Source organism: Enterovibrio baiacu, assembly GCF_004120195.1.
Lineage (GTDB): Bacteria > Pseudomonadota > Gammaproteobacteria > Enterobacterales > Vibrionaceae > Enterovibrio > Enterovibrio baiacui.
This window is the reverse complement of the sequence record NZ_SCHN01000014.1, coordinates 72,829-84,133: the sequence shown is the minus strand read 5'-3', so window position 1 is coordinate 84,133 and position 11,305 is coordinate 72,829. Positions and strand designations below refer to the sequence as shown.

10 protein-coding genes and 1 pseudogene are annotated in these 11,305 nt (G+C 48.6%); 5 read left to right on the top strand and 6 right to left on the bottom strand.

The genetic code is table 11. The features are described from left to right. Positions 1-14: 14 nt before the first annotated feature. Entirely contained in the window at positions 15-1,031 is a 1,017-nt protein-coding gene (gene fbp / locus EQP46_RS16015; protein WP_129494604.1) for a class 1 fructose-bisphosphatase, read from the bottom strand. Positions 1,032-1,346: 315 nt separating this feature from the next. Between fbp and mpl the strand changes: the two genes are divergently transcribed. Continuing rightward, positions 1,347-2,735, top strand: coding sequence for a UDP-N-acetylmuramate:L-alanyl-gamma-D-glutamyl-meso-diaminopimelate ligase (mpl, locus tag EQP46_RS16010; protein WP_129494603.1), 1,389 nt, complete (start codon positions 1,347-1,349; stop codon positions 2,733-2,735). Next, positions 2,728-3,360 carry a flavin prenyltransferase UbiX gene (locus EQP46_RS16005; protein ID WP_129494602.1) on the top strand — a complete coding sequence of 211 codons (633 nt, stop codon included), beginning with the start codon at positions 2,728-2,730 and terminating at the stop codon, positions 3,358-3,360. The genes mpl and EQP46_RS16005 overlap by 8 nt, the downstream gene beginning before the upstream one ends. Before the next feature lie 76 nt (positions 3,361-3,436). Here EQP46_RS16005 and EQP46_RS16000 read toward each other — a convergent pair whose 3' ends face one another. From EQP46_RS16000 to argR, 3 genes are all read right to left on the bottom strand, one after another. Further along, positions 3,437-3,877 carry a universal stress protein gene (locus EQP46_RS16000; RefSeq protein ID WP_129494601.1) on the bottom strand — a complete coding sequence of 147 codons (441 nt, stop codon included), beginning with the start codon at positions 3,875-3,877 and terminating at the stop codon, positions 3,437-3,439. A 55-nt stretch (positions 3,878-3,932) separates the two neighbouring features. Further along, positions 3,933-6,491 carry a TRAP transporter permease gene (locus tag EQP46_RS15995; protein WP_129494600.1) on the bottom strand — a complete coding sequence of 853 codons (2,559 nt, stop codon included), beginning with the start codon at positions 6,489-6,491 and terminating at the stop codon, positions 3,933-3,935. Between the two features lie 406 nt (positions 6,492-6,897). Further along, positions 6,898-7,368, bottom strand: a complete 471-nt coding sequence (gene argR / locus EQP46_RS15990; RefSeq protein WP_129494599.1) for a transcriptional regulator ArgR — start codon at positions 7,366-7,368, stop codon at positions 6,898-6,900. 315 nt (positions 7,369-7,683) lie between these two features. Between argR and mdh the strand changes: the two genes are divergently transcribed. Then, complete coding sequence (mdh, locus tag EQP46_RS15985) at positions 7,684-8,619, top strand: malate dehydrogenase (protein WP_129494598.1); 936 nt, start codon at positions 7,684-7,686, stop codon at positions 8,617-8,619. A gap of 121 nt (positions 8,620-8,740) precedes the next feature. Here the strand turns inward: mdh and EQP46_RS15980 are convergent. Next, a pseudogene (locus EQP46_RS15980) lies at positions 8,741-9,338 on the bottom strand (DUF3313 domain-containing protein). Between the two features lie 98 nt (positions 9,339-9,436). Continuing rightward, the gene (gene ispB / locus EQP46_RS15975; protein ID WP_129494597.1) at positions 9,437-10,408 is read right to left on the bottom strand and encodes an octaprenyl diphosphate synthase; all 972 of its coding nucleotides are present in this window, start codon (positions 10,406-10,408) and stop codon (positions 9,437-9,439) included. Positions 10,409-10,674: 266 nt separating this feature from the next. Here ispB and rplU point away from each other — a divergent pair, with 266 nt between their 5' ends. Continuing rightward, positions 10,675-10,986: a 50S ribosomal protein L21 gene (rplU, locus tag EQP46_RS15970; RefSeq protein WP_017012163.1), complete on the top strand. Its 312-nt coding sequence runs from the start codon at positions 10,675-10,677 to the stop codon at positions 10,984-10,986. Positions 10,987-11,003: 17 nt separating this feature from the next. Next, positions 11,004-11,261, top strand: a complete 258-nt coding sequence (gene rpmA, locus EQP46_RS15965) for a 50S ribosomal protein L27 (RefSeq protein ID WP_002536479.1) — start codon at positions 11,004-11,006, stop codon at positions 11,259-11,261. Positions 11,262-11,305 lie beyond the last annotated feature (44 nt).

Genomic DNA, 11,305 nt, shown 5'->3' with positions numbered 1-11,305 from the left:
GGCTTTTTTGTGTCTTATTCTTGGTCAGGGTTGTCCCTTAAAAACGCTTCGACTTTGTCTACCATGTGCGTTGAACCGACGAAGTAAGGCACGCGCTGATGGAGTTCGGTCGGTTTGATATCCAGGATGCGCTGTTTGCCGTCAGAGGCTTTGCCTCCGGCTTGCTCCATGATGAAGGACATCGGATTGCACTCATACAGTAAGCGAAGCTTGCCACTCGGATAGGCTGCTGTGCTTGGGTAGAGGTAGATGCCGCCCTTCAACATATTTCGGTGGAAATCCGAGACCAAAGAACCGATGTAGCGCGATGTGTATGGGCGGTTATCTTCTGGTTCGTTCTCTTGGCAGAACTTCAGGTACTTTTTCACACCTTGTGGGAACTTGATGTAGTTACCTTCATTGATCGAGTAGATCGTGCCTTCTTCTGGAATGCGCATGTTTTCATGCGACAAACAGAACACCCCGATAGACGGATCGTAAGTGAAGCCGTGAACGCCATTGCCGGTTGTATAAACCAACATGGTGGAAGAACCATAAATGATATAGCCCGCAGCCACTTGCTTATTGCCAGGTTGAAGGAAGTCATCAAGATTGGCGGGTTGGCCGAGAGGAGATATACGGCGGTAGATGGAGAAAATCGTACCAACAGACACGTTCACATCAATGTTTGATGAACCATCGAGAGGATCCATCAAAATGACGTACTTGGCATTAAGGCCATGGGCTTCGTCAAAGATGACAACATCGTCTTCTTCTTCACTGCCGACGCCACAGACTTGATCTCGAGCTGCCATGGCGGCTTTGAATTTTTCATTGGCATAGACGTCGAGTTTTTGTTGTTGTTCGCCTTGCACATTTTCACCGCCGAACGCACCGGTAATATCAACCAAGCCTGCTTTGTTGATTTCACGGTGAACGATTTTTGCGGCTAAACGGATGGAGGACAGTAACGAGCTCAATTCGCCACTGGCTGTTGGGTATTCATGCTGCTTTTCAACGATGAACTCGCCAAGTGTTCGCATATCGGACATTTCAGATCCTTTTGATGTCTGTAATCGGATTCTTGGGTAAGATGATTGAAAACAAGAAGGTGCGTGTTGCAAGCGATAAACAAAAATCGCACCTGTGTTCTCCCGTTGATTTATTCTTTTCAATGTAGACATAAGACGGGGACGAAATGGAAAAACCCCAAGAATTGCGCAACATCTGAACAATAAATCAACTTGTTACCGAGTTTAAAGTGTAGAACTTTTTAATAGTAACGAAGTAATTTGAACGAGCTTGGAACTGTGATCGCAGCGCGGTGCACACCAAGATAAAGTGACTTTCAAGGCTGACGAAACGTTATGCATATACATATTTTAGGCATCTGTGGCACCTTCATGGGTGGTGCAGCCATCTTAGCCCGACAATTGGGCCATAAAGTCACAGGCTGTGACGCCAATGTTTACCCTCCAATGAGCACATTGCTTGAATCTCAAGGGATCGAGATCATCCAAGGTTACGATCCGTCTCAGCTTGATCCTGCGCCGGATCTGGTTGTTGTCGGCAATGCGATGAGCCGCGGTAATCCATGCGTCGAATATGTCCTCGATAAGAACCTGAATTACACTTCTGGCCCGCAGTGGTTACTCGAATTTTTGCTTAAAGATCGCTGGGTGCTTGCGGTGGCGGGAACGCACGGCAAAACCACCACTGCCAGCATGTTGGCGTGGGTGCTGGAAGATTGCGGTTATCAGCCGGGCTTTTTGATTGGTGGTGTACCGGGTAACTTCGGTGTGTCAGCGCGCTTGGGTGAAAGCATGTTCTTCGTGGTGGAAGCGGATGAATATGACAGTGCCTTCTTTGATAAGCGGTCGAAGTTCGTTCATTACCACCCACGCACCCTAGTTTTGAATAACCTAGAGTTTGATCATGCTGACATCTTTGATGATCTTGCCGCGATAAAACGTCAATTCCACCATTTGGTGCGCACGGTTCCAAGCCTCGGTCGCATCATTGCCCCTGCTGAGGATGTGAATGTCAAAGACACCTTGGACATGGGATGTTGGAGCGAGCTTGAATTTGCAGGTGAAGATGGCCTGTGGAAAGCCGAAAAACGTGTTGCCGATGGCAGTGAATTTGATGTGTGGTTTGACGGCGAGCGGGTTGGTGCGGTCAAGTGGGACTTGATTGGCGATCACAACGTGAGCAACGCACTGATGACCATCGCGGCGGCTCGCCATGTGGGTGTTACGCCTGATTTGGCTTGCGAGTCATTGGGAACCTTCATCAATACAAAACGTCGCCTAGAGCACAAAGGCGATTTCGCTGGTGTGACCGTGTATGACGATTTCGCCCATCACCCCACGGCGATCAAAACCACGCTGGAAGGTTTGCGTGCGAAAGTGGGTGAGCGACGCATTCATGCGATCCTCGAACCAAGATCCAACACCATGAAGCTTGGCGTACATAAAGACGATATCGCACCTTCTTTAGACAGTGCTGACACGGTCACATTGTTCCAGCCGGATCATATCAAATGGTCGGTAAAAGACGTTGCTGACACGTGTAAAGCGCCGTCCGAGTGCTTTGATGACATTGATGCGCTGGTTGCGCACATGGCGGCAAACGTGGATAGCGACGACGTGGTATTGGTGATGAGTAATGGCGGTTTCGGTGGTATTCATGACAAGCTGAAAGCGGCGTTAGAAAACAGAACGTCACACCGTGACACCTTGGAGGCGCATGGTTAATTCGGCGAAAAACGACAAACGTATTACGCTCGCATGGAGTGGTGCTTCTGGTGCGCCTTATGGCATTCGCTTGTTGGAATGCTTATTGGCGGCAGACTATGAAGTCTATCTACTGATTTCCTCTGCAGCGCGTGTGGTGCTAGCAACTGAACACGGCCTAAAGCTGCCCTCAGGCCCAGATGCCGCAAAAGAGATGCTCACAAAGCACCTTACTGTGTCGACAGATAAATTGGTGGTGTGTGGTAAAGAAGATTGGTTCTCTCCGGTCGCTTCTGGCTCTGCTGCACCAAAACAAATGGTGGTGTGCCCGTGTTCGGCAGGGTCGCTCGCGGCGATTGCTCATGGTATGTCAGATAACTTGGCTGAACGCGCTGCGGATGTGGTGCTAAAAGAGCGAGGCCAATTGTTGTTGGTGGTGCGTGAAACGCCATTTTCGACGCTGCATCTAGAGAACATGCTCAAGCTTTCTAACATGGGTGTGACCATCATGCCGGCTGCGCCAGGGTTCTATCACCAACCTCAAACGATCGACGATCTGGTTGATTTCATGGTTGCGCGTATTTTGGATCATCTTGGTGTTGAGCAAGGCTTGGTGCCGCGTTGGGGATATGATCAACGGTCATGAGAGTGATTGATCGCTTTCCAAATAAAAAGGGACGGTATCTACCGTCCCTTTTTTCATGTTAGTGATACCAAAGTCATCAGTTTTGCTGAGGTTTTAAAATCAATACGTTGACTTTAGATTGCTCTAGCACTTTGGTCGCAACAGAGCCGATAAGCAGCTTGTTGGCACGCGATCGCTTGTGGCTTGGCATGACAATCAAATCACAGCCAAGACGCTCTGCAGATTTGACGATGACCTTGTAAGGCTTGCCCTCTGATACAGAGTAATCGTAGGCGATGCCGTCAGGGATCATTCGTTTGGCAAAGGCTTTTAAGCTGTCTTGAACGTCTTGCTTCATTTTGAGCGCAGCATCTTCAGGAAAGTATGACGCGACCATGGAGTTATGAATACCTGGCAGTGCGGTAAGCAAATGCAAGGTTGCCCCAGTTTGTCCTGCTAACCAAACGGCATGCTCAACGGCTTTGTCACCGAAGTGCTCATCATTCAAATCAACCGGGACCAGAATGTGTTTATACATGGATTACACTCTCTTCGTTAAAGTAATCCGGCGGGGCGCGAGGCCCCGACCGTTGTTATGCCGCTTGCTTTAGGCGACGGCGTTGGTTCCATGCCAAGCCCGCCAGTAGCAACAAGGTTGGTACAAATACCCATTCTTTCATTGGTCGTTCAGCCGGGGTGCTGACTTGAACCACTTCCCAATCAAAATCGATGCCTGCTTTTTCTGCTGGGCTACCGAATTGAATCATGTCGATATACTTGCCACCGTCTTCGTCACGCAATTCTAGGCCTGTCGACAAGACACGCGCCAAGCCTTCTGCTTGTGCGGTATCAACGGGAAGGTGAACATGTTTAGTGACGATGTTGCCGTCGATGTTCTCACCCTTCACTTGAATGTTGAGGGTTTGACCATCAGGCAATGTTTCTGCCACTTTGATGATTTCTGTGCCCGCGTAATCGTTGGTTGGCGCGTACAGTTCATCCCAGAAGAAACCAGGACGGAACAATGCGAACGTGATCAACAGCATCAACACCGTTTCGTACCATTTGTTCTTGGTCAGCCACCAACCTTGTGTGGCAGCAGAGAAGACCAACATGGCGACGACAGCAGAGAATATGGTGAGGAACAAGTGCAATGGTCCATCAATGTCCATTAACAACAATTGCGTGTTGAAGATGAACATGAACGGTAAGATCGCGGTTCGAATATCGTAGGTGAAGCCTTGGATACCCGTCTTGATAGGATCAGATTTCGCGATCGCTGCGGCTGCGAATGCGGCCAAACCAACAGGTGGCGTGTCATCCGCGAGGATACCGAAGTAGAACACAAACAAGTGGACAGCAATCAATGGAATGATCAGGCCTTCTTGTGCGCCTAGCGTTACGATAACCGGTGCCATCAAGGTTGATACAACGATGTAGTTTGCTGTGGTTGGCAGACCCATGCCCAGAATCAGACTGATAACGGCAGTGAACAGCAGCATCAGAATGATGTTACCGCCAGAGATGAACTCAACGAAGTCGGTCATGACCAAGCCGATACCCGTTAGCGTTACAACGCCAACAACGATACCTGCAGCAGCGGTGGCTACACCGATACCGATCATGTTGCGAGCACCTGCGACAAACCCTTCCGCTAAGTCGACAAAACCATCTTTTAACGCGGCGGTGAATTCCCCTTCTTTACGGAAGAAAGCCATCAATGGGCGCTGCGTAACAACGATGAACATCATGAACAAGGTTGCCCAGAATGCAGAAAGACCTGGCGAGAAGCGTTCAACCATCAAACACCATACCAGCACGACAATCGGTAGCAGGTAGTAAAGGCCTGAACGAACCGTCGGGCCTGGATCCGGCACTTCTGACAAATCAGCAGCAGCAGGATCTTCAACCGCTTCTTTTTTGTATTGAGAGGAGTAGCGAACCAACGCGACGTAGGCAATGAAAATGGCGATAGCAACGATCGGGCTAGCAGCTGCGCCGAATACGTCTTTCGTCCAACCGATACCGTAATAAACCGCGAAGCTCAATGCGCAGATACCAATAACGATAACCACGATGTTCTGCAGGGTTTGCAAGAAGGTTGAAGTATGGCGACGTGGTAAGCCCGTCATGCCAGCCTTACATGCTTCAAGGTGAACGATATAAATCAGTGCGATGTAAGAAATAATTGCCGGCAAGATGGCGGCCTTGATCACTTCAATGTAAGGAATACCGACGTATTCCACCATCAAGAACGCCGCTGCACCCATGATAGGCGGTGTGAGCTGACCGTTCGTTGACGCTGCAACTTCCACGGCACCTGCTTTGGTGCCAGGGAAGCCCACACGCTTCATCAATGGAATGGTGAAAGTACCTGTCGTTACAACGTTCGCAATGGAAGAGCCTGAGATGAGGCCTGATAGACCCGAAGCAACAACGGCTGCTTTTGCTGGGCCACCGCGCATGTGTCCGAGTAAGGAGAACGCAACTTTGATGAAGTAACCGCCCGCACCAGCACGATCAAGCAATGCACCAAACAATACAAAGAGGAATACAAACGAGGTTGATACACCGAGGGCAACACCAAAGACACCTTCGGTGGTGAGCCACATGTGTGACATGGTCTTGTTGAGGCTTGCACCTTTGTGCGCGATCACATCTGGCATGTGTGGACCAGCGAAGGTGTAAATCAAAAAGACGGCAGCAACCACCATCAATGGTGGACCAAGTGCTCTTCGTGTTGCTTCTAGGAGCAGCACCATACCCGTGACGGCAACAACAATGTCAGTAGACGTTGGTGCGCCTGCGCGGGTAGCGAGATCGGAATAGAAGAGGAAAAGGTATGCGGCTGAAAAACTGCCAGCGAGCGCAAAGACCCAATCTTGCAGTGGGATGCGATCACGTGGTGAGCTTCTTAGTGCGGGGTAAGCGGTAAATGCCAGAAAAATAGCAAACGCAAGGTGGATAGAACGCGCTTCTGTGTCGTTGAGCGCAACAGTAAAGGGTGATGCGTACCAGAGCTGGAATATTGACCAGCACAATGGAACGAACCACAGGATACGTCCTGGGATCCCTGAAGGTGATCGGGCACCAGTGTCCGCTTGCGCGACGATGTCCTGTGCGTCGAGCGGTGTCTCGGTCGTCTTCGTCATGCCATTGTCCCTTATCGGCAAATGAAAGTGTAAAATTTACTGACACAAGGCAAAGGTAAGCGCCTAATCCACGGTACCTACCATCAGCTTGTTTCACACAAATTTGTTGTGGTTTACCCCGTCACACCTGCATGCGACGTTTCCCGCTAAGACTCAGTTTATTTTGTGCTATTTGAGTTTCATTAATGGGAATGATAACAAACCTGTATCCAAAATTTAAAACTGGGGAAATATTTTGTCATGGCCTTTCACATTGAATTGTGGGTTAGGGGGAGATAAATGCATAAAAAGCTCAATAATGAGACAGGAAAGGAGAGGAGAGGAGGATGTTTGGATAAAGAATTAGGCAGAATGTGTGGAAATGCGCTTCTGCCTAATAGCTGTGTTTAAAATGTAGCAGGGGACGTTAACGGGAGTAATCGAACAGATCGCTGACCGCTTCAAACAATGCTGCCGTTGTGGTGGCACGCGTTGGTGTGATGAAGATGGTGTCATCACCCGCAACAACACCCAAAATGCCTTCCGCTTTGCCCAATGAGTCGAGTAAGCGCGCGATCAATTGTGCAGCACCTGGTCCCGTATGAATCACAACAAGTGCATCGTTGTAATCAATGTCCATCACCAATTCTTTGAGTGGGCTGCTGGTGGTTGGTACGCCAAGTTCTACTGGCAGGCAGTAAACCATTTCCATTTTTGCATTGCGCGTACGGACGGCACCAAACTTGGTGAGCATGCGAGACACTTTCGATTGGTTGATGTTCTCAAAGCCTTGCGCTTTTAACGCATCAACAATTTCGCCCTGGGAGCTGAATTTTTCCTCTTTTAGGATCGCTTTAAACGCTTTCACTAACAGGTCTTGTTTATCTGAATTACGCATTTTTCTTCTTTCCCAGTGTCAGAATGGCGCATTTTTGCATAGTGATTCAGTCATGGGCAATAAAATCCGCAGTAAAGTGACGCACTAATCACCTTTCAACAGGCTAAGGTTATCGCTTTTCGCCCTTAAAAAAGAAAATTGAGAAGCGGGGCTTATCCTCACAGTCGCAGGCTTGTCGCTGGAGGCAATAGGCACGTATGATGCTTGTGAATTATTTTTTCGTGTCATTTCCTGTGAGTATCGTGCCGCTGTCGGCATCGCAATGGAATGCCACTAAAGGTCTGAAATATAAAAATCGTAAATAAGGAGAACGAGATGAAAGTTGCTGTGATTGGCGCCGCTGGCGGCATTGGTCAGGCGTTAGCCCTGCTTCTGAAAAACAACCTGCCTGCGGGTTCAGATCTGGCACTGTATGACATTGCCCCTGTAACACCAGGTGTTGCGGTTGACCTCAGCCACATCCCTACACCCGTTTCAATTAAAGGTTTCAGCGGTGAAGATCCAACACCAGCGCTTGAAGGTGCAGACGTTGTTTTGATTTCTGCAGGTGTTGCTCGTAAACCTGGTATGGATCGTTCTGACCTTTTCAACGTGAACGCTGGCATTGTGCGTTCTCTAAGCGAAAAAATTGCTGATGTGTGTCCAAAAGCACTGGTTGGTATCATCACTAACCCTGTAAATACCACGGTTGCGATTGCAGCAGAAGTGCTTAAAGCGAAAGGTGTTTACGATAAGAAGCGCCTATTCGGTATCACTACGCTGGATATCATCCGTTCAGAAACGTTTGTTGCTGAACTGAAAGGTAAAAACCCAACAGAAGTGAGTGTGCCGGTTATCGGTGGTCACTCTGGTGTGACGATCCTTCCTTTGCTTTCACAAGTTGAAGGCGTTGAGTTCACTGAAGAAGAAGTGGCAGCTCTGACACCTCGTATCCAAAACGCGGGTACTGAAGTAGTGGAAGCAAAAGCGGGTGGCGGTTCTGCAACGCTTTCTATGGGCCAAGCAGCTTGCCGTTTCGGTCTAGCATTGGTTCGCGCTGCACAAGGCGAGAAAGACGTGGTTGAGTGTGCATATGTTGAAGGTGACGGCAAGTACGCACGTTTCTTCGCACAACCTGTACGTTTGGGTAAAGATGGCGTTGAAGAAATTCTTGACCACGGCCCACTGAGTGCATTTGAGCAAAACGCGCTTGATAGCATGCTAGAAACGCTACGTGGCGACATCACAATGGGCGAAGAGTTTGTAAAATAAACTTCGCCATGAACAACGAAAAAAGCGGCTGATTCGCCGCTTTTTTTATGCCTGTTATATTCGGAAATGTTTGGCGTCTATCTTGTATTCAAGGTGACAGACAAATGAAAAAGCCCACAAACTAGCGCGTCTGATCAAACTGACCGACCAAGGTTTGACCTAAACGATCCACCCACCAGTTAATGGCATCTTTTGCGTCATCCAGAGAATCGATCATCGTTGATAGATCTTTGTTTCCCGCCTCGCGATCAATGGCTGCAAAGAGAGGCTTGTCAGTGTTTGCATCACTGGCAAGCAATTCGATGGTCGCACTGCCAACATTGGTGTGCTCACCTGTGGTGATCTTAGAGATGGTTGAAATTCCTAAGCCTACGGGCAGTAGGCTGCTTGTTACTGCGAGGATAGGGTTTGGCGTCTCTACATTACTGATGGCGATGCTAAGACGCAGGCTGTTCGTCACTCAGTGCGTTGTCTTCATTTGTGAGTACATAGATTCGATCAATCACCACAGCGTCGTATTGCGCAATCTTCCGCTTTAGTCGTTCAGCATCTCGTAACCCTATTCGTGTCCAGACGAGATCCACGCCTCCTTCAGGCCCCGCTTGAAAATCTTCATAGCTTGTAAAGCTGGTGGCAGCAGGACGGTAACTTGATGTACAGCCAAACAGAAAAAGGCTCAGTGTCAGAAATAAGGTGGTTCTCGCAATGAGGGACGTCAAAACAGGCTCCTTGTTATGAAGATCGATTTAGGTGGGGATATGAATGAATAAGATAAGGCAGAAATAAAAACGCACTTCTATGAAGTGCGTTTTTGGTATTACTTTTTGCGGTTCACTGCAAGGTGGGCAAGTGCTTTGAGTGCTTCCTTATAGGAAGACTCTGGAATCGGCGACAGTGCCTGGATGGCTTTCTCCGCTTCTTCTTCTGCGCGCTGTTGGGTGTATTCCAACGAACCATGTTGTTTCATGCAAGCAAGGATCTGTTCGAGCTTATTAAGGCCATTGGCTTTCTCGATCGCTTCGCGGATCATTGCTACTTGATCGTGATCCCCGTGCGCCATGGCATGAAGCAATGGCAGAGTCGGTTTACCTTCTGCAAGATCATCGCCAGTGTTTTTACCCATCTCGTCGCCTTGAGAGGTGTAGTCCATGACATCGTCGATCAATTGGAATGCAGTACCCAAGTAGCGTCCGTAATCTTGCATCGCTTTTTCAATGTCTTCTGGCGCTTCAGCCAAAATGGCACCAATCTGGGTGGCCGCTTCAAACAAACGTGCTGTTTTCGAGTAGATAACCTGCATGTAGCTTTCTTCGGTGGTGTCAGGATCGTTGCAGTTCATTAACTGCAAGACTTCACCTTCAGCAATCACATTGGTGGCATGGCTCATTAGGTCGAGGATCTTCAAGGATCGAAGTTCCGTCATCATTTGGAAAGAGCGCGTATAAATGTAATCACCAACCAACACGCTAGCGGCATTTCCAAACATGGCGTTGGCTGTGGCTTTGCCTCGGCGAAGGTCTGATTCATCGACAACATCATCGTGAAGCAAAGTGGCGGTGTGAATGAACTCAATGAAAGCGGCTGCCGTGCAGTGACCCTCTCCTTGATAGTCCAGCGCGCGGGCAGAAAGAACAGCCAGCATTGGGCGCAAGCGTTTCCCGCCACCACTGACGATATAAAAACCAAGTTGGTTAATCAGTGCGACATCAGAATTCAGTTGCGCGAGTATTTTTTTATCCACTTTTGCCATGTCATCGGCAGTAAGTGCTTGGATGGTGTTAAAATCCATTGATGCGTCCGGTCCAAGGTAGAATGCAGTACGCTGCTGTCATTTTTGCGATGATATTACACTAAATTTAGCCCCTCGACACAGGGTCTGTTGTGATAAAGAACAAAGGAATAATCACTGAGCAGGTTTTCGCCAATTTTCTTTCATTCCCCCCTTGCCAGTTGGCGAATCTTGCCGTAGAATTCGCGCCCTATTGATGAATTAAATGCACCCCTCGCTGCACAATTTTTAAACGCAGTAGGCTGTGCGGAAATGCGGAGAAAACCATGTACGCAGTTTTCCAAAGTGGTGGTAAACAACACCGTGTAAGTGAAGGTCAAACTCTTCGCTTGGAAAAGCTAGACATCGAGACTGGCTCAACTGTTGAATTTGACACTGTTCTGCTGGTAGCTAATGGCGAAGAAATCGCTGTTGGTGCACCATTCGTAGCAGGCGGTAAAGTAACTGCTGAAGTAGTTACTCACGGTCGTGGCGACAAAGTTAAAATCGTTAAGTTCCGTCGTCGTAAGCATTCTCGTAAGCAAATGGGCCACCGTCAGTGGTTCACTGAAGTCAAAATCACTGGCATCAGCGCTTAATTTAGGAGAAGAGATAAATGGCACATAAGAAAGCTGGCGGTTCTACTCGTAACGGCCGTGACTCAGAAAGTAAACGCCTTGGTGTTAAGCGCTTTGGTGGCGAATCTGTACTAGCAGGTAACATCATCGTTCGTCAACGTGGTACTAAGTTCCACGCTGGCACTAACGTTGGTTGCGGTAAAGACCACACTCTTTTTGCTCTGTCTGATGGCAAAGTAAAATTTGAAGTTAAAGGTCCTAAGAACCGTAAATTCGTTAGCATCGAAGCTGAATAATAGCACTCGATTCTAATTTAGAAGCCCTGCCTTTAGGCGGGGCT

Bases quoted from the DNA above. Each gene is read 5' to 3' on its own strand.
- fbp (WP_129494604.1), bottom strand. From the start codon at position 1,031: ATGTCCGATATGCGAACACTTGGCGAGTTCATCGTTGAAAAGCAGCAT.
- mpl (WP_129494603.1), top strand. From the start codon at position 1,347: ATGCATATACATATTTTAGGCATCTGTGGCACCTTCATGGGTGGTGCA.
- EQP46_RS16005 (WP_129494602.1), top strand. From the start codon at position 2,728: ATGGTTAATTCGGCGAAAAACGACAAACGTATTACGCTCGCATGGAGT.
- EQP46_RS16000 (WP_129494601.1), bottom strand. From the start codon at position 3,877: ATGTATAAACACATTCTGGTCCCGGTTGATTTGAATGATGAGCACTTC.
- EQP46_RS15995 (WP_129494600.1), bottom strand. From the start codon at position 6,491: ATGACGAAGACGACCGAGACACCGCTCGACGCACAGGACATCGTCGCG.
- argR (WP_129494599.1), bottom strand. From the start codon at position 7,368: ATGCGTAATTCAGATAAACAAGACCTGTTAGTGAAAGCGTTTAAAGCG.
- mdh (WP_129494598.1), top strand. From the start codon at position 7,684: ATGAAAGTTGCTGTGATTGGCGCCGCTGGCGGCATTGGTCAGGCGTTA.
- ispB (WP_129494597.1), bottom strand. From the start codon at position 10,408: ATGGATTTTAACACCATCCAAGCACTTACTGCCGATGACATGGCAAAA.
- rplU (WP_017012163.1), top strand. From the start codon at position 10,675: ATGTACGCAGTTTTCCAAAGTGGTGGTAAACAACACCGTGTAAGTGAA.
- rpmA (WP_002536479.1), top strand. From the start codon at position 11,004: ATGGCACATAAGAAAGCTGGCGGTTCTACTCGTAACGGCCGTGACTCA.